The organism is Shinella sp. CPCC 101442, assembly GCF_024704725.1.
Classification (GTDB): Bacteria; Pseudomonadota; Alphaproteobacteria; order Rhizobiales; family Rhizobiaceae; genus Shinella.
On the sequence record NZ_JALIQS010000001.1, the window covers coordinates 574456 to 600865 of the forward strand.

The 26410-nt window shown below is 64.9% G+C and carries 23 protein-coding genes; 9 read left to right on the plus strand and 14 right to left on the minus strand.

Features of this window, described 5'->3' with window-relative positions:
• Nucleotides 1-2 precede the first annotated feature (2 nt).
• Genes MUO32_RS02665 through MUO32_RS02685 form a run of 5 tightly spaced genes read right to left on the minus strand, consistent with a single transcriptional unit; the run spans nucleotide 3 to nucleotide 5738 of the window.
• A complete protein-coding gene (locus MUO32_RS02665; protein WP_257946679.1) occupies nucleotides 3-995 on the minus strand; it encodes an ABC transporter permease in 993 nt (330 codons plus the stop codon).
• Nucleotides 996-1054: 59 nt separating this feature from the next.
• On the minus strand, nucleotides 1055-2119 hold the full coding sequence (locus MUO32_RS02670) for a substrate-binding domain-containing protein (protein ID WP_257946680.1): 1065 nt from the start codon (nucleotides 2117-2119) through the stop codon (nucleotides 1055-1057).
• Between the two features lie 60 nt (nucleotides 2120-2179).
• Nucleotides 2180-3235 (minus strand): substrate-binding domain-containing protein, encoded by a 1056-nt coding sequence (locus MUO32_RS02675; protein WP_374708579.1) that lies wholly within the window; start codon nucleotides 3233-3235, stop codon nucleotides 2180-2182.
• A gap of 38 nt (nucleotides 3236-3273) precedes the next feature.
• Nucleotides 3274-4527: a M20 family metallopeptidase gene (locus MUO32_RS02680; protein ID WP_257946682.1), complete on the minus strand. Its 1254-nt coding sequence runs from the start codon at nucleotides 4525-4527 to the stop codon at nucleotides 3274-3276.
• A complete protein-coding gene (locus MUO32_RS02685; protein WP_257946683.1) occupies nucleotides 4524-5738 on the minus strand; it encodes an ROK family transcriptional regulator in 1215 nt (404 codons plus the stop codon). Before MUO32_RS02685 ends, MUO32_RS02680 begins: the two co-directional genes overlap by 4 nt.
• A 310-nt stretch (nucleotides 5739-6048) precedes the next feature.
• Here MUO32_RS02685 and MUO32_RS02690 point away from each other — a divergent pair, with 310 nt between their 5' ends.
• The 7 genes from MUO32_RS02690 to MUO32_RS02720 all read left to right on the plus strand — a co-directional run bounded on the left by MUO32_RS02690 (nucleotide 6049) and on the right by MUO32_RS02720 (nucleotide 13981).
• A complete protein-coding gene (locus tag MUO32_RS02690; protein ID WP_374708580.1) occupies nucleotides 6049-7749 on the plus strand; it encodes an ABC transporter substrate-binding protein in 1701 nt (566 codons plus the stop codon).
• A gap of 14 nt (nucleotides 7750-7763) precedes the next feature.
• Complete coding sequence (locus tag MUO32_RS02695) at nucleotides 7764-8747, plus strand: ABC transporter permease (protein WP_257946684.1); 984 nt, start codon at nucleotides 7764-7766, stop codon at nucleotides 8745-8747.
• The gene (locus MUO32_RS02700; protein ID WP_257946685.1) at nucleotides 8744-9643 is read left to right on the plus strand and encodes an ABC transporter permease; all 900 of its coding nucleotides are present in this window, start codon (nucleotides 8744-8746) and stop codon (nucleotides 9641-9643) included. Before MUO32_RS02695 ends, MUO32_RS02700 begins: the two co-directional genes overlap by 4 nt.
• Entirely contained in the window at nucleotides 9643-10458 is an 816-nt protein-coding gene (locus tag MUO32_RS02705; protein WP_257946686.1) for an ABC transporter ATP-binding protein, read from the plus strand. The genes MUO32_RS02700 and MUO32_RS02705 overlap by 1 nt, the downstream gene beginning before the upstream one ends.
• The gene (locus MUO32_RS02710) at nucleotides 10455-11387 is read left to right on the plus strand and encodes an ABC transporter ATP-binding protein (RefSeq protein WP_257946687.1); all 933 of its coding nucleotides are present in this window, start codon (nucleotides 10455-10457) and stop codon (nucleotides 11385-11387) included. Before MUO32_RS02705 ends, MUO32_RS02710 begins: the two co-directional genes overlap by 4 nt.
• A gap of 11 nt (nucleotides 11388-11398) precedes the next feature.
• Nucleotides 11399-11872 (plus strand): GNAT family N-acetyltransferase, encoded by a 474-nt coding sequence (locus MUO32_RS02715; protein ID WP_257946688.1) that lies wholly within the window; start codon nucleotides 11399-11401, stop codon nucleotides 11870-11872.
• 96 nt (nucleotides 11873-11968) lie between these two features.
• Complete coding sequence (locus MUO32_RS02720; RefSeq protein WP_374708595.1) at nucleotides 11969-13981, plus strand: beta-N-acetylhexosaminidase; 2013 nt, start codon at nucleotides 11969-11971, stop codon at nucleotides 13979-13981.
• Nucleotides 13982-13989: 8 nt separating this feature from the next.
• Here the strand turns inward: MUO32_RS02720 and MUO32_RS02725 are convergent, their stop codons facing one another.
• The 3 genes from MUO32_RS02725 to MUO32_RS02735 form a co-directional block, all read right to left on the minus strand.
• Nucleotides 13990-15186 carry an ROK family transcriptional regulator gene (locus tag MUO32_RS02725; RefSeq protein WP_257946689.1) on the minus strand — a complete coding sequence of 399 codons (1197 nt, stop codon included), beginning with the start codon at nucleotides 15184-15186 and terminating at the stop codon, nucleotides 13990-13992.
• 153 nt (nucleotides 15187-15339) lie between these two features.
• On the minus strand, nucleotides 15340-16050 hold the full coding sequence (locus MUO32_RS02730) for a YitT family protein (RefSeq protein ID WP_257946690.1): 711 nt from the start codon (nucleotides 16048-16050) through the stop codon (nucleotides 15340-15342).
• A 159-nt stretch (nucleotides 16051-16209) separates the two neighbouring features.
• Nucleotides 16210-17949, minus strand: a complete 1740-nt coding sequence (locus MUO32_RS02735; protein ID WP_257946691.1) for an amidohydrolase family protein — start codon at nucleotides 17947-17949, stop codon at nucleotides 16210-16212.
• Between the two features lie 180 nt (nucleotides 17950-18129).
• Here MUO32_RS02735 and MUO32_RS02740 point away from each other — a divergent pair, with 180 nt between their 5' ends.
• On the plus strand, nucleotides 18130-19032 hold the full coding sequence (locus tag MUO32_RS02740) for a LysR family transcriptional regulator (RefSeq protein ID WP_257946692.1): 903 nt from the start codon (nucleotides 18130-18132) through the stop codon (nucleotides 19030-19032).
• Between the two features lie 51 nt (nucleotides 19033-19083).
• On the plus strand, nucleotides 19084-20259 hold the full coding sequence (locus MUO32_RS02745) for an ATP-grasp domain-containing protein (RefSeq protein ID WP_257946693.1): 1176 nt from the start codon (nucleotides 19084-19086) through the stop codon (nucleotides 20257-20259).
• Here MUO32_RS02745 and MUO32_RS02750 read toward each other — a convergent pair.
• From MUO32_RS02750 to MUO32_RS02775, 6 genes are read right to left on the minus strand one after another with little or no spacing between them, the layout of a single operon-like run.
• Nucleotides 20244-21233 (minus strand): Rieske (2Fe-2S) protein, encoded by a 990-nt coding sequence (locus MUO32_RS02750; protein WP_257946694.1) that lies wholly within the window; start codon nucleotides 21231-21233, stop codon nucleotides 20244-20246. The two genes, MUO32_RS02745 and MUO32_RS02750, sit on opposite strands and share 16 nt — an antisense overlap.
• Entirely contained in the window at nucleotides 21230-22351 is a 1122-nt protein-coding gene (locus MUO32_RS02755; RefSeq protein WP_257946695.1) for a GNAT family N-acetyltransferase, read from the minus strand. Before MUO32_RS02755 ends, MUO32_RS02750 begins: the two co-directional genes overlap by 4 nt.
• Nucleotides 22348-23619 (minus strand): CoF synthetase, encoded by a 1272-nt coding sequence (locus MUO32_RS02760; protein WP_257946696.1) that lies wholly within the window; start codon nucleotides 23617-23619, stop codon nucleotides 22348-22350. Before MUO32_RS02760 ends, MUO32_RS02755 begins: the two co-directional genes overlap by 4 nt.
• Nucleotides 23616-24437 carry an MBL fold metallo-hydrolase gene (locus MUO32_RS02765; RefSeq protein ID WP_257946697.1) on the minus strand — a complete coding sequence of 274 codons (822 nt, stop codon included), beginning with the start codon at nucleotides 24435-24437 and terminating at the stop codon, nucleotides 23616-23618. The genes MUO32_RS02760 and MUO32_RS02765 overlap by 4 nt, the downstream gene beginning before the upstream one ends.
• Nucleotides 24434-25414, minus strand: coding sequence for an NAD(P)-dependent oxidoreductase (locus MUO32_RS02770; RefSeq protein ID WP_257946698.1), 981 nt, complete (start codon nucleotides 25412-25414; stop codon nucleotides 24434-24436). The genes MUO32_RS02765 and MUO32_RS02770 overlap by 4 nt, the downstream gene beginning before the upstream one ends.
• Before the next feature lie 5 nt (nucleotides 25415-25419).
• Complete coding sequence (locus tag MUO32_RS02775; RefSeq protein WP_257946699.1) at nucleotides 25420-26379, minus strand: 3-oxoacyl-ACP synthase III family protein; 960 nt, start codon at nucleotides 26377-26379, stop codon at nucleotides 25420-25422.
• Nucleotides 26380-26410 lie beyond the last annotated feature (31 nt).

Genomic DNA, 26410 nt, shown 5'->3' on the forward strand with positions numbered 1-26410 from the left:
CCTCAGCGGGCTTTTTCGCGCAGCGACACGGCGACTGCGGCGAGGATGATGAGACCGCGAACGATCATCTGGTCGGAAACGGACAGGCCCATCAGGATGAGGCCGTTGTTGAGCATGCCCATCATCAGCGAGCCGACCAGCGCGCCGACGACAGAGCCCTTTCCGCCGTTGAGCAGCGTGCCGCCGACAATGACGGCGGCGATGACCGTCATCAGGTCGGTTTCGCCGAGCGTGTATTTCGCCGCCTGCAGGCGGCCGGCATAGAGCAGGCCTGCAAGGGCCGCGAGGCCACCCGAGAGCATCATGACGGCCAGGCGGATGCGCGGCACGCTGATGCCGGAGACGCTGGCCGCACGGTTGTTGTCGCCGGTCGCCAGAACATGTGCGCCGAAACGGGTCTCGCGATAGACGATGTGGCCGATAAGGATGGCGATGACCGTCCACCAGACCAGCGAGGGAATGCCGAGCAGCGCGCCGGAGCCGAAGAAGCCGGTGAAGGTGCTGTCGGTGACGGGGATGGAGCGCAGGTCGGTGAGCGAACGCGCCACGCCGGCAAAGAGCCCCATCGTGGCCAGCGTCACCAGGAAGGACGGCAGGCGCACATAGGCGACGAGCACGCCGTTGACGAGACCGATCGCAAGGCCCGCGCCGAGCCCGACGGCGATACCCGCCACCATGCCATAGGCATTGATGGTGACAGCGGCGGCGAGCGCCGAGACGGCGACGATGGAGCCGATGGACAGGTCGATCTCGCCAGCCGAAAGCACGAAGACGAGGCCGATCGCCATGATCGTCGCGGGCGCCGTCTGCAGCACGATATTGGAGAGGTTGCGCACCGTCAGGAAGCCGCTGTCGCGCAGCACGATGGCAAAGAACAGGAAGATCGCCAGGAAGCCGAGATAGACGACATATTGCTGGAGATTGATGCGCTTCAGAAGAGACGGTCTCTCCATCGGCGTCGACAGCGGCGTGGCCGCCTGCTTGGGTTGGGACATGGCGATCATCCTCACGGGAGCCGGGTCTTTCGGCGGGAGCCAAGCTCCCGCCACGGGGCTTACTTCAGGGCTTCGACGATGCTTTCGGGCGCATCCTTGTTGAGGGAGGCTTCCCAGCCGTCGAGCACGCTGTCCTTGGTGACGGCAAGCGAATTCACGACGAGAAAGGGCGCTGCCTCCTTGCCGATCAGCGAGGCGGCTGCGGCGCGCGCAGCGGTGCGGCCGATATTGTAAGCCTCATCCGCGACGATCGCCGCGAAGTTGCCGCCCTTGACCATGTCGAGCGCCGCCGGCTCGTTGAGGTCGAGCGTGACGATCTTCGTCTTCGTGTTACCGGCAGCCTTCAGGCTGGAAAGCAGGCTCAGCGCCGGCTCGGCCCAGGTGACGTAGATACCGTCGAGATCCGGGTTCTGGGTCAGCAGGCCCTGGGCGATCTCCTCGGCGCGCGCCGGATCGGCCATGCCGGCCTCGGCGACGATCGACATATCGGGATAATCCTGCTCGATCGTCTTCTTGAAGGCCTGGTCGCGCTGGTTGGTCACGTAGAAATCGGCGTCGTGGAAGATGTAGCCGAGCTTGCCCTTCTTGCCGAGCGCCGCGGCCATGGCATCCGCCGCCTTGCTGCCCATCTGGAAGAGGTCGTCGGAGACGATCGTCACGTAGTCCTTGCCGTGTTCGTAGCCGGCGGGCGAATTGTCGACGAAGGCGAGTTTCACATCGGCCTTGCGGGCAGAATCATAGACGGCGGCGGCGGTTGCCGGGTCGACCGGCAGCGACAGAATGATGGTGGGCTTCTTGGCAAGCACCGTCTCAACATCGGCCTGCTGGCGGGCGGCGTCGAAGCCGGCGTCCGTCTGCGCGACGACCTCGATGCCGAGCGCGGCAAATTCATCCTTTGCGCCGCGATCGACGGCGGCGGTATATTCGCTCATCTCGTGCCAGACGAGGGCGGCGGAATGTTTGCCGTCCTTGATCTGGGCGATCTCCGCGTCCGTCAGCGTGATGGATGCCGCCGGGGTCGGCTTTTCACCATGCGGGCCGACGGTCGCGCCATCGGCGGCGAAAACGCTGGTCATAATAAGGCATGCGGCGGCGAGTGCCGACAGTCCGAGAAGTCTGGGCATGGTTCTTCCTCCATTGGAACCGGTGACGGGAGGGCGCGCGTTACGCGCGCCCGCTTATGACTATTTCACGACGTCGAGAATGCTCTGCGGTGCGTCGCGGTTGAGCGACAGTTTCCAGCCTTCCGCCACATTTTCCCTGGTGACGGTGAGCGCAGGCGCGACGATGAAGGCGGGCGTTTCCTGGCCGAGCAGCGACTTCAGGCCCGTTGCGGCCATGGTGCGGCCGAGCTCGTAGGCCTTGTCCGCCACGAGCGCGACGACCGCGCCACCCTTGACCATGTCGAGGCCGACAGGTTCGGCCAGATCGAGCGTGACGATCTTCGTGCTGGTGTTGCCGGCCGCGCGAAGGGCGGCGAGCACCCCGTCCGCCGGTTCCGCCCAGGTAACGTAGATGCCGTCGAGATCGGGATGCTTCAGCAGCATGGCGCTGGCGAGCTCTTCCGCGCGGGCCGGATCGGTGATGCCCTGCTCGGCGACGATCTTGATATCCGGATAATCCTTCTCGATGGTCGACTTGAAGGCGTTGTCGCGCTGGTTGGTCACGTAATAGGTCGCGTCGTGGAAGATCCAGCCGACCTTGCCCTTGCCGCCCATCGCCTTGGCCAGAGCATCGGCCGCCTGCTTGCCCATCTGGAAGAGATCGTCGGTGACGATAGCCGCATAGTCCTTGCCGTGTTTGTAGTCGGCCGGCAGGTTGGACAGGAAGACGAGCTTGCTGCCGTCGGTGACGGCCTGACGGAAGGCTTCGGCCGAGGTTACCGGATCAAGCGGCAGCGCGAGAATGACATTCGGCTTGGCGGCAAGCGCCGTTTCGATATCCGAGCGCTGGCGGGCGGCATCGAAACCGGCATCCGTCTGCACCACGACCTCGACGCCCGCGCGGGCGAACTCGTCCTTGGCGCCCGCCGTCACGGCGTTCACGAAGTCGGAAGAGGTGTGCCAGAGCAGCGCCGCCTTGTAGCCCTTGTCCTTCAGCGCCGCGATATCCGCATCCGAGAGGTTGACCTCCGCGCTCGGGGTCGCCGCTTCGCCGGACGGACCAACGGTCTGGGCAAGCGCGGGCGCCGTCGAAAGCAGCAGGCCCGCCAGCATGGTGGCATTCAGAAATTTCCGCATGAACATGATGTCGTTCCCTCTTTTGATTGTTCGTTCACTCAGTCGATCACGCCGCAATAGCGGGCCATGAAACTTGCGAAGGCGACGATGCCGGCGAGATATTCCTCGATATCGACATGCTCCTCGAATGTGTGGCAGTTCCGGATGTCGCCGGGCGCGCAATAGACCGTGGGCACGCCGAGCCGGTTGACGAAGAACGGCGATTCCGACCAGAAGGGCGCACCCTCGACGATGCCCCGGCCTGGCATGGCGGCTGCAACCGCTTCCGACAGCAGCGCCACTTCGGGACTGTCAGCCGCGATCTCCGCCGCCGTACCGCCGAGCGCATGGTCGCGGCCGGCGGGATAGGCGATCTCGACGCGGATCTCGGGGTCTTCGACGGCGCCGCGAATGACGGCCTCCATCTCGGCCGCCGCGGTATCGAGCGATTCACCCGGCAGCAGCTTGCGGATGAGCGAAAGCTTGCAGGTCTCCGGGACCGCGATGAAGCCACCGCCTTGCAGCCCGGTGATGAGCAGAAAGCCACGGCCGATCAGGTCGTGTTCGGCGCGGGCGGACACCGCGTCGGAATGGCGCCAGAGGGCGGACATGACAGCATGGCTTGCCTTCAGCGCGTCCTTGCCCAGTTCCGGCACGCCGAAATAGGCGGATTTTCCCGTGATGGTGATGTCGGCGATGAAGAAGCCGATCTGCGCCGGATAGACGGCAAGACGGGTCGGTTCGACATAGACGGTGAAGTCGGGACGGGCGACGGCGCCGCTTTCGATACGCTCGACATAGTCCTTCACACCGGCCGAGACGCCGGAGCCGGGCTCGCCGCTCTCCTCGTCGCCGACAAAGGCAAAGCCGAGGTCGCCGGCAAGCCGGATGCCGACTTTGTCCAGCAGGGAGAGCGCTGCAAGCGCGGTGCAGATGCCGGCCTTCAGGTCCCCTGCCCCACGCCCCCAGATCGCGCCGTCAATGATCGGCGCGCCAAAAGGGTCTTCGCGCTCGGTGCCGGCCCAATGCTCGCGCCAGCCTTCGACATGGACGGTGTCCGTATGGCCGATAAAGAGAAGCCGACGACCGCCGGACGCACCCTTGCGCTCACCCCAGACATTCGGGCGGCCGGGCAGAAAGTCGGCGGTCTCGACGGCTTCGACGCCGCGCGAGCGCATCTGCGCTTCGAGATAGGCGACAACGGTCGCCTCATTGCCCGTCACGCTGTTGCATCCTATAGCACCGCGCAGCAGTGCGATGGCATCGTCACTGTCGAGAGCGGCGCGCAGACGCTCGGTGAGGGCCGCCGTCATTGGGCGACCTCCCGAAGGGCGACCGTGCTGGCCGGCGGCAGCGAAATGCGGCTGTCGGGCGTATCGGCGCCGAACAGCGTGTTGTGCAGGTGGCCAAGTCCGATGGCGGCAGCGCCGACCAGGGCGGCACGTGCGCCCAAGGCGCTGGCCTCGACATCGATCGGATAGGGGAAGCACTGCGGCAGGAAAATCTTGACCCGCTCCAGCATTTCCGGGCGCAGGCCGATGGAGCCGCCGAGAATGACCTTCTGGGGGTTGGCGATGACAGCGATGGCACCGATGCCGCGCGAAAGCAGGCGCGCGGTGTCGTCGAGCACCTTCAGCGCATCCACATCGCCTTCCGTGGCGAGATCGAAGATTGCCGGCACCGAGAGGGTCTTGCCGCTTGCCGCGCGAAACCGGTCGATGATGCCGGCGGAGGCGACGACGCGTTCGAAGGCGCCGTAATGCAGCGATTCCGGCTCGAAGGGATCGGCGCCGAAGGGTAGAAAGCCGAGTTCGCCCGCCGCATGGCTCGCCCCGCGCACAAGATTGCCGCCGACCATCAAGCCGCCGCCGATACCCGTGCCGAGCGCTATGTAGGCAAGATTGTCGATGCCCTGCCCCTGCCCGAGCCAGTTCTCGCCGAGAACAGCGAGGTTGACGTCGTTTTCCAGCATGACGTCGAAACCGAAACCCTCTTCGAAGGCGGCGGCGACGTTCATCGTGTCGAGATGGGGAATGTTCGGCGCGAGCAAGATGCGGCCGGTCCTGTCATCGGGCGCACCGGGCGCGCCGATGACGGCAAGGCGGATACGCTCGCGGGCAATACCCTGCGTATCGGCCGCGCGAAAACACATGTCGACGATCTGGTCGACGACCGCCTGGCCGCCGCGCGGATCGGTCGGCGCGACATCCTCGGCGAAGACCTGGCAGGTGAGATCGGCGATGGCGACACGCACCTTGGTGCCACCGAGATCGACCGCAGCGATATAGGCGGCATCCGGCACCAGCTCATACGTCACGGCGGTGCGGCCGATATGGCCGCTGGTGCGGCCGGTCTCGCGCACCCAGCCCTCGATTTCGAGCTGGCGCACGATTTCCGAGATCGTCTGCTTGGAAAGGCCCGTCAGCTTGGAGATCGATGCCCGCGAGATGGGACCGCCCTGCACGATCGTTTCCATGACCGCCCGCTGGGAGAATTTCCGGGATATCCGAAGGGTCTCGCTCACATCCGCCTCATTTAATTCGTTCTGTCACCGAACTAAATAACGGTTTCGAATTTTCGTCAAGGGCCGCGTGAAAAAATGAAGCGGGGCGGCAACGATTGACGGTGACCGCCCACGGCTTCCGCCGCGGCTCCGGCCTTCCCTCTGCCAGCAACTTGTCTGTCGCTATCGGCAGCCTGCCACACTGAAAAATCGGCGCCCCGACATGCCCAAACAAATTTTTCCCGACCCCGATTGACGGATGCACAAAAATCAGACTTTGATTAAATCAAATTGATTGACTCTTAAAAACAAGAGCTAAAAGGGGAATGAAATGCCAATCAATACAAAGAATTACCTGTCATTGACCCGGCGTACGCTGCTGCTGTCGGCGGCAGCATTCGGGGCTTCGATTGTTTCAAGCGGCGCCTTCGCGACATCGGCGAAGGCCGAGGCGGTGCTCACCATGCACATCGAGGAACAGACGAGCTGGGTTCAGAATTTCAACCCGTTCGACCTCGGTGGGCGCCGCCAGAGCACGATGGATTTCATCTATGAGCCGCTGGTGATCTTCAATCCCGATGACGGCGGCAAGCCGGTCTTCCGCCTTGCCACGGACTTCAAGTTTTCCGACGACATGCAGTCGATCACCTACACGATGCGTCCCGACGTCAAATGGTCCGACGGCCAGCCGCTGACTTCTGCGGACGTCAAATACACGATCGACCTGATGCTGAAGAACCCGGCCGTCGATACCGCCGGCCTCGGCGAGACCGTGGCCTCCGTCGAGGCGCCCTCGCCGACCGAGGTGGTCATCCACCTGAAGGGCGTCAACAGCCAGTTCCCGGAATCGATCTCCGACCTCGCGGTCGTGCCGGAGCATATCTGGAAGGATGTCGCCGATCCCGTCGCCTTCAAGAACGACAAGCCGGTCGGTTCCGGCCCGATGACCGAAATCCGCCGCTTCACGCCGCAGGTCTACGAACAGTGCCGCAACCCGAACTACTGGGACGCCGCCTCGCTGCATGTCGATTGCCTGAAACTGCCGCAGATCGCCGGCAACGACCAGATGCTGGCGCTGCTGCCGGAAGGCAATCTCGACTGGATCGGCTCCTTCCTGCCGCAGATCGACAAGACCTTCGTGGCGCTCGACCCCGAGCACAACGGGTATTGGCAGCCGCCCGCCGAAACCGTCGCCTTCCAGATGAACCTGAAGAGCAGCGACGAGGCCAAGAAGGAAGCCTTCAACGACCTGAATTTCCGCCGCGCCTTCAGCCTTGCCATGGATCGCACGGCCATGGTCGATATCGCGAGCTTCGGCTATCCCAAGGTGAACCTGCATGCGAGCGGCCTGCCGCCGCGCTTCGAGGCCTGGCGCAATCCGGACGCGGAAGGCGCCAAGGACGAATGGATGACCTTCGACGTCGAAAAGGCCGGCAAGCTGCTCGACGAGGCCGGCTACGCCAAGGGCGACGACGGCATGCGCAAGACGAAGAGCGGCAAGCCGCTTTCCTTCACCATCATCATCCCGAACGGCTGGACCGACTGGATCGATACCGCGCAGATTGCCGCCGAGGGCCTGCGTGCCGCCGGCCTCAACGCCTCGGTCGCGACGCCGGAATACGAGCAATGGCAAAAGCAATTGCTCGAAGGCAGCTTCGACGTGGCGTTCCAGTCGCGCGCCGACGGCTCGACGCCGTTCCGCGGCTACTACCAGTCGATGTCGACGGCCTTTGCCGGCCGCATCACCACCGCGCCGTCGCGCTACTCCAACCCGAAGCTCGATGCTCTGTTCGATGCCTATCGCAAGGTGACGACGGACGAGGAGCACAAGAAACTCTTCAGCGACATCCAGGTGATCGTCGCCGACGACCTGCCGATGGTGCCGGTCTTCAACGGTCCGACCTGGTATCAGTTCTCCACCAAGCGCTTCACCGGCTGGGTGACGGACAAGGAGCCCGTCATGAACCCGGAAAACCATGACAACAACCGCATGCGCCTCGTGCACCTGCTCCGTCTGAAGCCGGTGGAATAAGGCGGGATCGCGGGATGTACATCTCCTCCCGGCGCCTCGGCGTCTATGCGGTGGCGCTCGGCTTTGCGATCGTCATGAACTTCACGGTCCCCCGGCTCATGCCGGGGTCCCCCGTCGATGCGATGATCGCCCAGCTCGGTCCCCGCGCGACGCCCGCCGCCGTCGAGGCGATCAAAGCCAGGTTCGGCGCCGTCGAGGCGCCGATCGCCGCCCAGTTCCTCGACTATCTCAAGGGACTGGCGACGCTCGATCTCGGCGTCTCCGTCAAATATTATCCGCAGACCGTGACCGAGGTGCTCGCCCGTTCGACGCTCTGGACGCTGTTCCTCGTCGTGACGGCAATCACCTTCTCGCTCGTCGTCGGCACCCTGCTCGGCGCCATCGCCGCCTGGCGGCGCGGCGGGCGGTTCGACACGGTCGTCTCACCGTTTTCGGTGGTCATGATCGCCGTGCCGCCCGTCATCATCGCGCTGACGGCCCTCTTCGTCTTCGGCGTGTCGCTACGCTGGTTCCCGGTCGGCTATGCCTATGATCCAAACCTCGACCCCGGCATCAACTTCACCTTCGCCGGCAGCGTCTTCTACCACGCCATCCTGCCCGTTCTGACGCTCTCGCCCTATCTCATCGGCGAATTCCAGACGACCATGCGCTCGTCGATGATCTCGGTGCTCGGCGAAGACTATGTCACGATGGGCCGCGCCAAGGGGCTGACGGCGGCGACCGTCATGCTCGGCTACGGCGCGCGCAACGCCATGTTGCCCGTCCTCACCAACCTCGCTTTGATGCTCGGCGCAGTCTTCGGCGGGTCGATCGTCACCGAGATCGTCTTCAACTATCCGGGCCTCGGCCTCACCCTCTTCACCGCCAGCGTCGCGCGCGACTATCCCGTCATCCAGGGCCAGCTGCTGCTGATGACGCTCGCCACGCTCGGCGCCAATCTTCTCGTCGATATCGTCTACGGCGTCATCGACCCGAGACTGAAGGACGGTTCCGCATGATATCCGGCCTCAAAATCCTCCTCCAGCAGAAGAAGGCCGTCGCCGGCCTGATCATCATCGCAGCGCTATGCCTGATGGCGCTCTTCGCCCCCATCATCGCGCCCGGCGCGCCGAGCGCCCGTGTCGGCCGCTCGCACCAGCCGCCGACCGTCGAGCATGTCTTCGGCACGACGAAGATGGGCCGCGACGTCTATACCCAGTTCGTCTGGGGCTCCCGCACGTCGCTCGCTGTCGGCTTCGCAACGGGCATCGCCATCACCATTGTCGGCACGGCCATCGGCCTGGTCGCCGGCTATGCCGGCGGGCGCACCGATGCCGCCCTTGACCTCGCCACCAATGCCGTGCTCGTCATCCCCAACATACCCCTGCTCATCCTGCTCGCCTCCTTTGCCGGCACGGTCGGGCCGCTCGCCATCATGGCGATCATCGCGCTGACCTCCTGGCCCTGGGGTGCGCGCATGACGCGCTCGCAGACCATGGCGTTGCGCAACCGCGATTTCGTCATCGCCGCGCGCATGATCGGCGAGCCGGCCTGGCGCGTGCTCTTCGTCGAGCTCCTGCCGAACCTTTTGCCGCTGATCGGCATCAATCTCGTCGGCAGCATCATCTATGCGGTCGTCGCTCAGACGACGCTCGAATATCTCGGTTTCGGCGATCCGTTGCAGGTGACCTGGGGCACGATGCTCTACAATGCGCAGAACTCTTCCGCGATCATCCTCGGCGCCTGGTGGGATATCGGCGCACCCGCCACCGGCATCGCGCTGATCGGTCTCGGCCTTGCGCTCGTCAACTTCACCTTCGACGAGATCGCCAATCCGCAGCTGCGCTCCGGCCCCGCTTTGACGCGGTGGCTGCGCCTCAACCGCCAGCGCAACAGAAGCCTTGGAGGCGCATGATGAGCGACACGCTGCTGCAAATCCGCAATCTCGAGGTCGACTATCTCCTCGACAAGGGCGCCTTCCGTGCCGTGAAGAACGTCTCCTTCGATATCGGCCGCGGCGAGATCTTCGGGCTTGCCGGGGAATCGGGCTGCGGCAAGAGCACCATCGCCTTTGCCATCACCCGCCTTGCCAAGTCGCCCGCCTGGATTGCCGGCGGTGAAATCCTGCTCGACGGCCGCGATCTCCTGAAACTGCCGGAAGGCGAAATGCAGAAAGTACGCTGGCGGCGCGTCGGCATGGTGTTCCAGAGCGCCATGAACTCGCTGAACCCGCTGATGCGTGTCGAGGCGCAATTCCATGACGTGCTGCACCGGCATACCGGCGCGACGCGCGCGCAATCGCGCGAACGGGCGGAAGCCATGTTCAAGCTGGTCGGCATTCCCACCGGCCGGCTTTCCGACTATCCGCACCAATTTTCCGGCGGCATGCGCCAGCGCATCGTCATCGCCATCTGCCTCGCCCTGCAGCCGGAACTGATCATCATGGACGAGCCGACGACCGCGCTCGACGTGGTGGTGCAGCGGGAAATCCTCGAACAGGTGATCGACCTGCAACGCAGCCACGGTTTTTCCGTGCTGTTCATCACCCATGACCTGCACCTGATGGCGCAGCTCTGCCATCGCATCGGCGTCATGCTGAAGGGCGAGCTGGTCGAGGTCGGCGAAGTCAGGCAGGTGAGCGGCGCTCCGGCGCATGATTATACCCGCCGGTTGTGGAACGCCATTCCACAGCTGCCGGGTCGGCCGGAACTGGCGGGAGGTGTGGCATGAACCTCGCCCCAAACCTTTCCCTGCCCGCGGTGGAGCCGGTCATCCGTCTGGAAAACATCGAGCGCAGTTTTGGTGCCGTGCAAGCGCTGCGCGGTATTTCGCTCTCGCTGACGCCAGGCCGGGCGCTGGCGCTGGTCGGCGAATCCGGCTGCGGCAAGACGACCTGTGCCCGCATCATCGCCCGTATGGACCGGCCGACATCGGGCCGCCTCTCCTTCCGTGGCCGTGACGCCACCGCGACGGGCACGCGTGAGGAGGAACGGGCCTACCGCCGCGACGTCCAGATGGTCTTTCAGGACCCCTTCTCCTCGCTGAACCCCGTCTTTTCCATCGATCACCACCTCTCCCGCCCGGTCCTCCTGCATCGCCATGCAGAGGGTAAAGCCGGCGTCGCCGAAGCGGTTTCCACGCTGCTTGCCGATGTCGGCCTCGACCCGGCGGTGACACGGCAAAAATACCCGCACGAGCTTTCCGGCGGCCAGCGCCAGCGCGTCAACATCGCCCGCGCGCTCGCCGTGCAACCGCGCGTGCTGGTCGCCGACGAGCCGACCTCGATGCTCGACGTCTCGATCCGGCTCGGCATCCTGGAACTGCTCGCCCGCATCAAGCGCGAGCGCAGCCTGGCGCTGTTCTACATCACCCACGACATTGCCACCGCAGCCCATGTGGCGGAGGAGATCGTGGTGATGTTCGCCGGCCAGATGGTGGAGTGGGGCGATACGGAGGCGGTGATTGCCGATGCACGCCATCCCTATACCCAACTCCTGCTTTCGGCCGTGCCTGACGGGGCGAGACCGTTTATCATCGGCGAAAGCGCGCGCTTCCTCGAACGGGCGGAAAAGGTCCGCGCGCTGAGCCGGCCGACATCGACTGCGGTCGAACAGGTCGGGAAAAACCATTTCGTCCGCGCGCTCGCGGCACAAAACTAGAGGATTTCAGCTTGGATTATCTCGTCAATCTCTCGCTCCTGACGCCGAAGCCCGACCTCGACGCCAGAATGGCGCAGGCCGGCGTCACGATCCGCCGGCCGCTCGCGCCGGAGGCACGGCTGGTGACCGAATGGGTCACGGAAAAATTCGGCAAGGGCTGGGCGAGCGAAACCGCCGTGGCGCTGACGCGCCAGCCGCCGACCTGCTTCATCGCCACGCGTGCGCAAAAACTCGTCGGCTTCGCCTGCCACGAGTCGATCGCCCGCGGCTTCTTCGGCCCCACAGGCGTCGATGAAGAGGCACGCGGGCTCGGCATCGGCCATGCCCTGCTGCTGGCATCCCTCTTCGACCTGAAGACCATGGGCTACGCCTACGCCATCATCGGCGATGTCGGCCCCTCGGCCTTCTACGAAAAGACGGTCGGCGCCATGCCGATCCCCAATTCCGCCCCCGGCATCTATGCCGGATTGCTCGACGTTACCTGATCCCCTGAAGCATTTCCGGTGTTCGTTTCAACCGCATTATCCGACGCCAAGGCGATCTCGCTTCGGCTGGAAATGCTCCAGACCGCAGAGACTGCCATGCCGATATCCGCCTTCGCCCTCGAAACTTCCTGGACACCCGCCACCGACGACCGCCCGCTTGCCTATACGCTCAAGCTGACCAACCATTCGAAGACGCCCCTTGCCGGCTTCCGCCTCTGCGTCAGCGGCCCCGGCCGGGTCGATCCGGCCGCAAGCGTCGATGGCGGCTCGGTCGGCACGCGGCTTTCCAATTTCACGGAACTGCTACCGCCGGACGGTTTCGTGCTGGACCCCGGTGCCACATGGACGGTGGCCGTGCATGGTCTCAGCTGGGCCTTCAAACACTGGACGGACGGCGCACGCGGCGCGTATCTTGCCCTTGCCGATGGCGGCACGCTTTCCGTCGGCACCGGCCCGACGCTCCGGGTCGGCGGAAACGCACCACCGAAGCGCGGCGTCGCCGCCTTTCCCGTTCCCGCCAGCCCGCCGGTTCCCGTTTCGGTGATCCCATGGCCGAGGGAGGTCGCCATCTCCGGCCGGCGCGCAGCGCCTGCCGGCTTCACCCTGCTCGCCGATGACGCCGAAGCCCGTGCGGCCGCAGACGCTTTCACGCAACTCACGGAAGACCTCTTCTCGGTGGAAGGCATCGTCCGCCCCGCCTCGGAAGGCGGGCTGTCGATCCGCCTGCATCTGAAGGATGGCCTTGGGAAAGAGGCCTACGAGATCGACCTTGCCGCCGATGCGGTCTCCATTGCCGCCTCCAGCCGCACCGGCCTGTTCTACGGCCTCGTCACGCTCGGCCAGATCTGGCGCGGCGCGCGGCATTTTCCGGACGCCTACAGCTTCCCCGTCGCGGGAACGATTGCGGATGCGCCGTCCATGGACTGGCGCGGGCTGCATCTCGACGTGGCGCGCCAGTTCTACGGCGAGGCGGAGATCCGCAAACTTCTCGCCATCCTCGCCTGGAACAAGCTCAACCGCTTCCACTGGCATCTCTCAGACGACGAATCCTGGCGTGTCGAAATCGACGCCTATCCTGCGCTGACCGAGATCGGCGCCTGGCGCGGCCATGGCCTGCCCGTACCGCCGCTGCTTGGCACCGGCCCGGAAAAGAGCGGCGGTTTCTATACGAAGGCGACGATCCGCGGCATCGTCGCCTATGCCGGGACCATCGGCATCGAGATCGTGCCGGAGATCGACGTGCCCGGCCATTGTTTCGCCATGCAGCAGGCCATTCCGGAACTGCGCGACCCCGAGGAACAGGGCAGTTACTATTCCGTGCAGGGTTTCCCGGACAATTGCCTCAACCCGGCCCGCGAAAAGACCTACGAGGTGCTGGAGACCATCTTCAAGGAGCTGATCGAGCTCTTTCCGTTCAAGACGATCCATGTCGGCGCCGACGAGGTGCCGATCGGTGCCTGGTCCGGCTCGCCGGAAGCGCTGGCGAGGCTGCGCGCGATCGGCGGCGAGGCCATGGCCGAAGCCCATGCGCGCCGGCTGAACGTCATCACAAACACGCACGGCGCCGATGCCATCGACGGATCCGGTGCAGCCGTCCTGCAGGCGCTCTTCCTCGAACGCATCCAGAAATTCCTGGCGTCGCAGGGCTGTGTTACCGGCGGATGGGAGGAGGCGGCGCATGGCAATGTCATCGACAAGGCTGCGACCTATCTCTGCGGCTGGCGGGACATGGAGGTATCGGCGGCCCTTGCAGGCGAAGGCTATTCCATGGTCGTCTGCCCCGGCCAGGCCTACTATCTCGACATGGCCAACAGCCTCGACTGGGACGAGCCGGGCGCCAGCTGGGCCGGCTGGTCGGCACCGGAGATGACCTATGAATTCGACCCCGTCGCTGGCTGGAGCGATGCGCAGAGATACAACCTCAGGGGCGTACAGGCCTGCATCTGGTCGGAGCCGATGAAGGATCGCGCCGTCTTCGATCGCCTCGTCTTCCCACGCCTTTCGGCCATCGCCGAAACCGGCTGGACAGCGCCGGAGCGCAAATCCTGGGAGCGTTTCAAGGCCGCAGCCGGCCTGATGCCGGTACTCTACGGCTTCCCCATAACGTAAGCCGTCTCTTACGCGATGGGCTTCTGCAACACGGCGAATTGCGGGTTCGTCTCGGAAAAGACCGGCAGGGCGGCAGCGCCGAGAATGGAGGTGTCCTTGCCGGTCGCCGCGATCATGATGCGGGCTATGCGCCGCTCCTCGTCGGGATCGACCGGCGGATAGAGCGGTTCCATGCGCGCGGCAAGCCGCGCCAGCAGGCCCGCAGGCATCGGCCCGCCGAGCACGATGGTCTGCGGATCGAAGGCCAGTTCGAGAAAATCGATGGTCCGGCGCATCGGCTCCGCCGCCGCATCCAGCCAGCCGTCCAGCGCCGGCCCGGCCTCCTCGATCATCGCATCGAGCGCTTCGACGGCATACGCGCCGGGATCGTCGATCTTCAAATGCTCGTAAGCCGCACCGAGCGAGACATAACGGTCGAGGCAGCCACGCTTGCCGCAGACGCAGGGCAGTCCATCAGGCTCGACGACGATATGGCCGATCTCGCCGGCATTGGCCCGGCTGCCGCGATAGAGATGGCCGTCGAGGAACATGCCCGCGCCGATACCGCCGCCGAGAAAGAGATAGACGAAGCTGCTCAGGCCCCGCGCCACGCCGTAAAGCCGTTCGCCGATCGCCGCCGCCGTCGCATCGTTCTCCACCAGGACCGGCACGCCGACGAGCCGCTCCAGCGCCGGCCCCACCTCGTAGTGCTGCCAGCCCGGCAGCGCGATCGGGGTGAGCGAGGTGATGCCCTCCGCCGCGTATCGCCCAGGCATGGCGATGCCGACGCCGAGCAGGCGGTTGCGGTCGAAGGGAAACGCCGTCTGCAATTCCGCGCTGATCGCGGCGAGGATCGGGATCGCCTGTTCCGGCGTCGGCGGATCGATGGGGCGGGTGACGCGCGCACGGATCGTGCCCGAAAGGTCGGTCAGGACGCCCGCTGCGTGGTCGCGTTCCAACTCCAGCCCGATCGAATAGGCGCCGTCAGGATTGATCGAATAGGGCGTGATCGGCTGGCCCCGCGCCAGCTTCTGCGGGCTATCGGGCTTCAGCAGTTGCGAGCCTTCCAGTTCTTCGACGATGTTCGACACGGTCTGCGCGGTCAGCGCCGTCAGGCGGGCGATCGCCGCGCGCGACAGCGGACCGTTGGTGCGGATCGCCTCGATCACGACCCGCCGGTTGTGCGCTTTCGCCTGTTCAAGATTGGTGCCGGAAATGGCTTTCATGACGTCGATATGTTCACCGGATGCGCAAGCGCGCTCAAGCGTCCGGCATAAGCGGGATTCGCCCGGATGGCCAGCGATTTGCCCGGTTGCTCCGCAAAACGCCGCAGGGCGCCCGTGCGGGGCGCCCTGCCTTGCGATCTCTTTCGTCCAATCTCACTTCGCGGTCGCTTCGAGCGTGCCTGCCTCGGGCACGTCCTTCTTGGCGTTCAGCTTCTTGAAGAGGAAGAAATAGAGCCGGATATATTGCCCGATGAGGATGGCATTGATGATCGTGCCCTCGCGGATGAAGTGGATTTCTCCAAGGAAACCGAGGCCTATCAGGGCGGACGTCACCAGAAGCGTGCAGTCGAAACCCGTCTTGATATTGCCCCACTTCCAGCCGGTGCGCTTGAAGATCGTGTTGACGAACATGTCGATCGGCATCAGCACCAGATTGGCGCGGATCATCAGGAAGAGGCCGAAGGCGAGCGCGGCATCGGCGAAAACCAGCAGCGCGACGCGCAGGTAGTATTCCTCCAGCACCACGAACTCGGTGAATTTGAGATTGAGATCGAGGAACACCGCCAGCACGAAGGCCGGGATCAGCGACGCAAAGTTCTTGAGCTTGAAATCCTTCGGCAGGGCGAAATAGGTCAGCGCGAGCATGATCAGCTCGAGTATGAAATTGTAGGTGCCCTGGCTCAGCGGCGGAAAGACGAGCGTCATGGTGCGCGTCAGGCTGCTTTGCGGTGAGATGCCGATGCCGGCGCGGATCGCCAGGCTGACCCCGAAGGTCAGGATGTAGATGCCGAGAACATACATGATCCAGCGGCGGGTGAGGCTGCCGGTATCGACGATTTCGGCTTCCGCCGCATTATGTGCCATGGTTTCCTCCCAAGGGCGTTGCGCGGAGCCTCCCGTCACTCCCGGCCTGCCGCGCTCAAAAACGTTTTCGCGGATGTCTCGGAACTCCTTCTCCCGGTCAATCCGTAACTTTTGGGTACCGGCAAGCGCACGAGGCCCCTGCCGGCACGGTTCTTTCCGTCAATGCATCAGCCGGAAGCGATGCAGCGAGATGAACAGGCTGAGCAGCTTGTTGACCACGGGCTCGCCCTCATTGCGGTTGCCCATCGCCTCGAGCGCCGCATCGATGGATTTGGCCGCCGCCGTCAGCTCGGAAACAGTCATGTTCGCCATGACGCCGTAGATTTCGAGCGGCATCACCGCCTTCTCCTGGCCGTTCTCCGTCACGATGCAGGCGCCGGCATGGCTGTCGACCTGCTTGACGCAGTGGCACATTTCCGCGCTCTCTTCCCCCACCACGACGAAGTAGGGTTTTGGCGCCGGCCAGAAGGTCGCGACCGCGCCGCGATCGATCGACACGCCCTTGAACAGACCGTTGACGATGTGGCGCTTGCCATCGACATAACGCTGGATGACGGAAAGGCGCGAATATTTGATGCCATCGACCTCCGGCACCACTTTACCGTCCCGCAGCGGCACCCAGACTTCCTGATAGAATTTTGCGTGACCGCGGCCATAGACGTCGAACAGATAGACTTTTGCCGCGTTGCCATCGTCAGAGATTTCCAGCGGCACGATATCGAGCTGGTCGGCAGCGAGGTCGACCAGGCCTGGAACGCCCTTCTTGCACATGCCGGAATAATCGATCTCGGCATTCGTCAGCAGCTTGCGGTCCTTGGCGACCAGCTCTCCGTCCTTGAAGACATAGAGCGGGTTGATCTTCGACAGGCTGTCGGTCAGCACGATATCGGCGAAGCGGCCTGGTGTCAGCGAGCCGAGCTTGTCTTCCATATGGAAGGAGCGCGCCGTGTTGAGCGTCGCCATCTTGATCGCATGGATCGGGTTGATGCCCATCTCGGCGCAGAGCGAAATGATCCAGTCCATATGGCCCATGGTCAGCAGGCGCTCGATGGAGATGTTGTCCGTGCAGAGCATAAAATTGTCGGTCGGCCATTTGCGATCGACGATGGCGCGCAGCAGCACCTTGATCACCTCCGCGCTGCCGACGCCGAACTTGATATGGGTCGGGAAGCCGTAGCGGACGCTCTTTTCGAGGTCCTTCTCGTTCCAGACATCGTGGTTGTTCGAGCAGCCGATGGCCGGCAGGTAATTGAGGATCATGTCGGAGAGCGCTGTGACGCCCCAGTGACCGTTCATGAAGCCGCCCTGCGCACGAACCCAGGCCGCCTTGCGGAAATCGTCGTCATTGCCCGAGGAATAGGTGAAGTGCTCGAACTCGCCGAGACCGATCACCGGTTCCATCTTCAAGACCGCCTCGGTGACATTGGCCGCCGTCTTCTTGCCCGGTGCGAAGGCATAGAGGCGATAGGGCAGCTTGTCGTAGTCCTTGAACAGCTTCTGCGCCGCCTCGACGCCCTCTTCCCCGGCAGCGCTCAGGAGATCGAGGCATTCGGAATAGATCGTCGTCGTGCCGCAGGGCACCATGGCCTCGGCGAGTGCCGTCGGATGGGCGAGCTGGGATTCGAAATGGATATGGGCATCGATCAGGCCCGGAATGGCGTAGAGCCCCTTGCCGTCGAAGACTTCCTTGACCTTCAGGATGCTCTCGTCCGGATTGAGCGCGATGATGCGCTTGTCGTAGACGAGGATCGAGCCGTGATAGACGGTCTCGCCGTGAACATCGAGGATGTTCAGGTTCTTCAGGAGCAGGTCCGCCTCCCGCTCGCCGTTCAGGATGGCGAAGATCGCCCGCACCTTGTCGTAGTGGGCGGCCTCCGCGATGGTCACATGCTGGTTCATGATGGTCCTCCGGTCTCTTCGGCCCGCAGCCGGGCCGGCAATCGTTCGGGGTTGCCCCCGCAAGCGCGGCTCCTGCATCCGCGCTTCTCGAAAGTCATAGAACGCGATTGAACCGCTTCCGAAAAGCAGTATTTTACGCGCAAAGCGTACGCTTTTCGAGAACGGTTGAGGGAGACGACCATGCTGCACTCGCGCGTGCTGCGCTATATCGACGAGGTGGCGCGGCTCGGCTCGATCCGCGCGGCCGGCGAACGGCTGAACGTCGCGCCATCGGCCATCAACAAGCATGTGCTGCAATTGGAGGAGGCGATCGGCGAGCCGCTGTTCGAGCGCCTGCCGCGCGGCCTGCGGTTGACGCCGGCGGGCGAAATCCTGCTGGCCCATGTGCGCCGCACGATCAAGGAATACAGTCAGGTCGAGGCCGAGATCCGCGATATCAAGACCTTGCAGAGCGGCGAGGTGATCATCGCCACCATGAACGGCCTTGCCGGCGGCATTGTGCCGAAGGCGGCCGCGAGCTTCTGCGCCCGCCACCCCCGGCTAAAAATCTCCATCCGCGTGATGTTCGTGCGCGATATCGTGCAGGCGGTCATCGACGGCGAGGCGGACCTCGGCCTCGCCTTCAACCTGCCCGTCATGCCGCAGATCGAAACGCTCTGGAAGTTGGACACGCGGCTCGGCGCGGTCGTCTCGCCGGAACATCCGCTCGCCGGCATGGAGACCCTGCCGCTTTCCTTCTGCGAACCTTACCCGCTGATCTTCGCCGACAAGTCGATGCTGATCCACGGCATTGTCGCCGATGCCTTTTCGGAGGCCGGGCTTGCCGTGGAGCCGGCCTTCCTGACCAATTCCATCGAGGCGATGAAGTGCCTGGCCGCCAGCGGCGACGGCATCGCCTTTCTCAGCAAGTTCGACATCGCCGAGGAACAGCGCAACGGCCTGCTCACCTATGTACAGATACGCGACCGCACCTTCGGCAAGAACGTGCTCTCCCTCGTGCAGCGCGAAAAGCGCGGACGCGCGCTCGCCGCCTCCATGTTCGCCGACGAGATCATGCGCGCACTCAGGGCAGCGGTGGAGTGATCCAACGCGGCAGAATCGTCTATAGAACAAGGCCTACGAAAACCGGATCCGATGCCAGTCTCCATCCCGCCCAGATCCGTCCTGATCACCGGTGCACGAGCGCCGGTCGCGCTGCATCTGGCACGGCTGTTCCATGGCGCGGGCTGGCGCGTGGTGCTGGCCGATACGCCGGCCTCTCCCCTCTCCGCCGCCAGCAGCACCTGCGCGAGCTACGTCCGCCTGCCGCCGCCGCGCTTCGAGCCGCAAAGATACGGCGATGCCGTCGAGGCTCTGGTGAAACGGGAAGGCATCGCGCTGGTCCTGCCGACCTGCGAGGAGGTTTTTTACCTTGCCGCCATCTGGCGCGAGCGGCGCCCCACGGCAAAACTCTTCGCCCCGGATATCGACCTCCTCGGCCGCGCGCACAACAAGTTCGATTTCATCGAACTCTGCAATGACCTCGGCCTTGCCGCACCACAAACGACGCTCATCAAAAGTCGGGCCGACCTCGCCGCCATCAGGGGATCGGCGCCAAAACTGGTCTTCAAGCCGGCCTGGTCACGTTTCGCAAGCCGGGTTCTGCTTCGCCCCCAGCCGGAACAACTGGACGCACTTGCCCCGACGCCACAGGCGCCCTGGGTCGCCCAGGAATTCCTCGAAGGCGAGGAACTCAGCGTCTACGCCATCGCAAATGGCGGGCGTCTACAGGCCTTCTCGCTCTACCGCTCGGTCTACCGGGCCGGCAAAGGTGCCGGCATCTATTTCGTGCCGGTCGAAAACGGGGCGGCCAAGGCTTTCGTCACCCGCTTCGCCGCGGGCACCGGCTGGACGGGTCAGCTGTCCTTCGACCTGATCCGCCGACCAGACGGCACCGTGCTGCCGCTGGAATGCAATCCCCGGGCCACGAGCGGCCTGCATTTCTTCCGCAATCCGCAGGCCTTCGCGGCAGCAATCGCAGCGGGCGACGGCACGGTCGAACCGGACGTCCTACGCCCGCAGACCGTCCGCCTGGCGCTTTGGCTCTACGGCCTGCCGGCCGCATTGCGGGCGGGGCAGATCAGCGGTTTCCTCCGCAACCTCAAGGACGCCGACGAGCTTCTCGACTGGCCCGACGATCCGGCGCCGAAACGGGCGCAGTGGCGGGCGCTTGGCGAGATCGTGGCCCTTGCTCTCCGCCACCGGATCTCCCTGCAACGCGCCTCCACCCGCGACATCGAATGGGACGGGCCGGATCAAAGTTCTATGTAAAACGTCTCCGGCCGTTCCGCGACAGGCGGCAGGATGCCGGCCACGATGGCCTCGATGCTGCGGCGCAGGAAATCGAGCGGGCCGACGATGGGGGAGGCTTCGGGCCAATAGGCCGCATTCAGGCTTGCCGAAGTCAGCACCCGGCGATCCTGCTCCAGCGCGATGCGGAACATCGGCCGGAAGGCATAGGATTTGAGGTGATCGAGCAACCCGCCGCGCGGGCCGATCAGGCAACCGATGCCGTCCACCTGGTTTTCCGCCGCCTGCCGGAGATGGAAGGTCGTGGCGAGCACCAGGCCTTTCGCACCCCAATATTCCAGTTCCGCAATGCCGGGAGAACGGAAGCGCCCGATCGTCTTGACCCGGTCGCCCTCCAGCAGCCGGCTGATCAGGCCATGTTGCCGCTCCTCCCCGGTGTAACACGCCTCGACCCAGTCGGGACCGCCGGACACATCGACGCGAACACGCTGGCGCTGGCTGCTCAGGCCACGCAAAAGACCCTTGTGGGTGAAATGCGTGTGCGTGGCGTCAAGGATGTTTTCGGCCGTATCGACCAGCGTCGAGCGCGTGCTGCTCCCCACGAGCTTCAGGATGATTTCCTGCCCCTCCGCACAGTGCAGATAGGGTTCTCCTTCCGGCTCACCCCGCGCGACGAAGACGACGCCCTCCTTCACGACCGTCTTCAACCTCGGGACACGATAGCCCGGCACCGCACCGGTCAACCCCGGAATAGCCGTACAGGTGCCGGCGGCGTTGAAGCGCCAGCCGTGATAGGGGCATTCGATCTCGCCGTTTTCGACCCTGCCCCTCGACAATTCCACATGCCGATGCGGACAGCGGTCGTGCAGCGCGGCGATGTCCTCTCCGCTGCGGAACAACACGACAGGCAGGCCGGAAAGCAGGATGCGCCGCGGCGTCTTGCCGATCTCGGCCGCAATGGCAACCGCCTGCCATCCATCGGGGGAAAAGGTCATAGGTCGAATGCCTCCAGGAGCGGAATGCCGATGCGCCGCAGCAGCCCTTCCATGAGCCGCACCGCCAGGCGCTGCCTGAGCGGAAGATGGGCGACATAGACGGCGTTGTACTCGATGACCGGCACCGCGCCGCGCAGGCTTTTGAAACGGCCGGCACCGGCGCTCATGTTGAAGAAGAGGCCACGCTCGGCCGCCATCGCCTGGCCCGTCGCCATCACCAGCCGATAGAGCCCGTCCCTCAGCAGAAGGCTCGTATCATAGCCGACGATCGGCTGCGTCAATGTGCGGCCATTCGCGAAGAAGCCGGATACCGCCACCAGCCGCCCCTCGCCATCCCGGAAGCCGACAAGGTCGAACAGGCCGCGCCGATGCATCTCACGGATATAGAGCGCGGAATAATGCGGGTTGAGCGGGGTGTACTTGTCGAGATAGAGCAGCTTGTAGAGTTCGGCGGCGCGCGCATAGTCTACTTCCGTAAAACTCTCGCCGGGTGCGAAGCGATAGGGTGTGCGACCGAGCAGCGTGCGGTCATAGTGCCTGTTTTGCGTATCGCGCGCGGTCTCGCCGGAAAACAGATAGATGCGGCGCGCCGCAAGAAAGCGAAAACCCGCCATCTCGAGACTGGCGATGGTTGGCCCATCGGCCGTTTCGTTGAGAGAACGGATGACGATGGCCCTGTCGGGAAACCGGTCGCGCAGCCGGGCAACAAGCGCCGCGGCGGCCGAGGGGTCTATGGTCGGCACCGGATTGGTGGAAAGCAGCCAGTTGTTCACCTGCACCTGCCGGTCGAGACCGCTTGCCTTCACCAGCGGGCGGCAGGCGCGGATGAGCGTGCGGGCCGCACGGCGCACGAGGGGGGCGGCCGCGAAGTTGCGGGTCTCGTCGATGGCATAATCGACATAGGCGCTGCTCGGACAGCAGATATAGCAGGTCGGCGCATCGGTCCCGTCATTGACGCTCACCGGCAAATGCCGTCCCTCGACCTCGACGGCATCGACCCTTGTTGTCAGGTTGCCGATGAGATCGGACACGGGATGGGCGTTGAACAACTCCACGAAGCGGCGAACGGCTTCCGGCTCGTTGCGCACCCGCTCGCTCTCTCCCGGCAGCACCGTCATGCCCCGCCCTCCGGCTGGAACCGGTTTTCCACCCGCCGGAGCTTGCGATGCACCTCGAACGCCATCGCCTCCCGCCGCAGAACAATCTCCGGGGAGAGCCCACGCTGCGAGAAGACCTGTCCGAGTGCACGGAGCGCGACCCTTGCGCTTTCCTCCGCCAACTCCGGCTTCAGCACGAGCACGATCCTGTCACGCTCCTCCCGCAGGATGCGGAAATCGGTGATCTCCCGGGCAGCGTCGAGCACGGCGTTGCGCATCACGTCGGGCGTCACCAGAAGCTGGGCGCCATCGGCCCGGTCGAAGAGAAAGGCGTCGTCCATCCGGCCCACCACCTCGTCCACCGCCCTCAGCGGCGAGCCGCAGGCGCAGGGACGCTCCGACAGGCGCAGGAGATCGTTCATGCGGTAGCGCGCCATGATCTGGAACCGGCGGCGCAAGCCCGTCACCAGCGGTGCGACCAGCCTGTCCGCAACCGGCTCGAACTCGAAGAAATTGGCGTCTTCCGCCAGATGCAGCCGGCCCTCGGCGCAGGACACCGCGAAAAGCCCCTCCGTCGCCATGTAGATCTGCCCGAGTTTGCCGCCGAAGCGCGCCTCAATGACGGTTCGGTCCACCGCATCCAGCGTTTCCGCCCCGGCAAAAAGCCGGCGCGGCTGCAGCCGCTCGGATTGTTCGGCAAGATGGCGCAGCACCCGTGGCGGCGCGACGATCGTGGTCGGCGCGAAGGCTTCCAGCGCCGGCAGCCAGCGCTCGAAGCCCTGCCGCAGGTCGAAGAATGCCAGCCGCAGCAGGCGCGAGCGGTTGGCGCCGTCGTAAAGCGCGGAATTCTGGGGCAGGATGACGGCAACGCGTTCTGGCTCGACAAGAAAGCGCGGCACCGCCTTGGCGAGGATGGTGCCGAGCCAGCGCTCCTGCTCGGCCCCGGTGATGGCGTAGAGGGCGCGATTGCCGCTCGTGCCGGTGCTGGCGCCGATGCTGACCTCGCCGATCCGGCCCGTCGTTTCGAAAGCGCGCCAGCCCTCTTCAGCGGAGATGCGCCCCCGGTTGAAGGCGGCGAAATCCGCCATGACGGTGGCCTTGTCGATGACCGGCAGAGCCTCCAGCCGGGGCGGCGCATTGCGGTAGAAACCGACGGCGGGCAGGTCCCGTTCGAGCCAGCTGCGAAGGATGCCGGCCTGCCAGCGTTCGAATGCGGCGCGGGGACGGCCGGCGCGGCAGGTCCACAGGGTTTGCGCGAAAGCCGAGGCGATACGGAGACGTCCCGTCATGGTGTCTCCTGCGCGAAGTCATAGGGGCTCGCCGCCGGATCGTGGCAAAGAAGCACCGCGCCGCCGACCTGGCGGAAGGCGAGGACGCGTCGGGCGCTTTCGACAAGTGCAGACGCGTCGTCCGCAATCAGGTTTGCCGGGAAGCCGGGATGCCGTTCGTCCCCGAGCGCATCGGTGCACCATTGTGCATCCACGGCATAGAGGAGCGGCTTGGGCAGGTCCGTAAAACAGAGGCCGAAATGGCCCTCCGCATGACCGGGAAGATCGATGGCTAGCACGCTGCCGTCACCAAAAAGGTCGCGACCGACCCCAAGCCCGAGCGGAGCCTCCCTGGGAGAAATCCCGTCGACGTCTAACGTCCGGGAAGCAAGATCGGCGGGCAGAAGTTCGGTGAAAATGCCGTGGCCCAGGCTTTTCCAGGCGCGCTGTTTCAGGATGCGCCCAAGCACCTCGGCCTTTGCGATGATCCGGGCCTTCGGGAAGAGATCGAGGCCGGCGACGTGGTCGGCGTGGAAATGCGTGAGGATGACAGTGCCGACATCATGGGGCGTGAAACCGAGTTTTCGCAGCACGGTTCCGGGCTGGCCCTCCAGCACCAGTTCCGGGTGCAGGACCGTGTTGTAGAGACGGAGCGACGGGCTGCGCGGCCCTCGCGTCACCCGCGGCCCATAGCCGGTATCGACAAGCACCAGCCCGGCCTCGGGATGCGTGAAGATACCGTAGCGCACCTTCAGCGGCACCCGCCGCCAGGTTCCGCCACGCAGGAACAGGCGCTCCGGCGCGGTAACGAAAGCGCTGTTGGCGAAAACCGGTTTCATGGCACCCGCCGTCCGTCGAGGGTCATGGCGAGCCCTTGGCCGAGCGAAATCCGGGGTTGCCAGTCGAGCATCCGGCATGCCTTGGAAATATCCAGGCTCTGCCGGAAGGCGAAGAGACCCAACGTATAGGGCGTCACCAGCGGTTCCCGTGGGGTGGGGCGTGCGAGACTTGCCAGCTCCGCCAGCCGCACGGCCATCAATGCCGGACGGAACGGCACCGTCTTCCAGCGCAGCAGAACGGCGAGTTTCCCGCAGACATGTTCGACAACCTCACGCACCTTCACCATCTCGCCACCCGAAATGTTGAAGGTCTCGCCTGAAATCGCCGGTCCGGCCGTCAGCGCCGCCTCGATGGCCGCCACCACGTCATCGACATGGGTGAGGTCGATAGCGGCGGCGCCGGCGCGCAGCAGCGGCAGTGGACCGCGCCGGGCGGCAGCGACAAGACGAGGCAGCAGCGTCTCTTCCCCGGCGCCATAGATGCCGCGAGGCCGCAGGTTGACCGGACCGAGTGTTTCGCGCGCAAGCACCAGTTGCTCGGCCTCCGCCTTGGTGCGAGCATAGGCGTTGACCGGGCGCGGCAGCGGCGCGGTTTCGGCAACGTCCGTCTTGTCCTTCATCTCGAAATAGACCGTCGGCGAAGAGATGTTGACGAACCGGCGGGCACCCAGCATGTCGGCAAGATCGAGCGCGTTTCGCGTGCCCTCGACATTGGCCGCGCGGAAGGCTGCAAGGGGACCCCAGGGGGCCGAGAGCGCGGCGCAATGCACGACCGCGTCCACCTCGCTGAAAACACTCGCCAGATGCAGGACGGGATGGGAAAGATCCGCGCGAACGGTCGCAAAACCCGCTTCCCGGAGGGCGTTGCACCGCCTTTCATCCCTGCCCAGCGCGAGCGTGTCGAAGCCGCGGGCGCCGAGATGCCGGATCAGCCTGCCGCCTAGAAATCCCGTCGCTCCGGTGACAAGCACGCGCATCCGGATCAGACCTCGATTGCCATGCCGCCAAAGGAGACGCCGGCCGACGTGCCGAGCAGCAAAAGCCGCGTTCCTCTCTTGATGCGACCGTCCCGCCAGGCGATGTCGAGGGCGGTTGGAATGGAGGCGGCGATCTGGTTGCCGAAGCGCGCCGCGATGTTGACCACACGCTCGCCCCGCATGCCCGTCTGCTCGATCATGTGCTCCAGCGCCAGCGGGCTCGCCTGGTGCGGCACAACGAGATCCACATCGGCGGGCGACCATCCGGCCGCCGCGAGCAAGTCATCGACGAAGCGGGGAAAATGGCGATGCGTGACGCGGAAGAGCTCCTTGCCATCCATGCGGAAGACGGCGTGAGCGGTAAATTCCGCGGGCTTCCGCTCGAAATCGAAGCGCGTGCCGCCGGCGCCGATCTCGCAGGCTTCATAGGCCGACGGATAGGTGCGCATCAGACTGGCGCGGATTGCGCCCGCGCCCTCCTCCGCCGCCGTCAGCACCACCGCGGCAGCGCCGTCGCCGAACAGCGCTGCGACATCCGGCTGCTCTTTCCAGGGCAGCGCACGCGAGGCAATGTCCGCGGAAAAGACAAGCGCCGTGCGGGATTGTCCGGTAGCGATGCGACCGGCGGCCAGTTCGAGGGCCGAGAGGAAGCTGAGACAGGTGGCATTGACGTCAAAGGCAGCCGCCGCACCGTCGGGAATGCCGAGCCTGCGCATGACGAGCGGAGCGGTTGCCGGCAGGGTCTGGTAGGGGATACCGCAGGCGCCGAGCACGAGATCGATATCCCTCGCAGCGACCGTCGCCCTTTCCATCGCAAGGCGGGCGGCGGCGGCGGCAAGGTCGATCTGGTCTTCCGCCTCGCAGACGTAACGGCTGCGAACCCCGGAAACCTTCTCCAGATGGCCGGCAGAAAAGCCAAGCTTGCAGTCGAGCTCTTCCGACAGAACCACCCGTGCCGGCACCACGTGCCCCGTTCCTGCTATGCGGATAGACAAA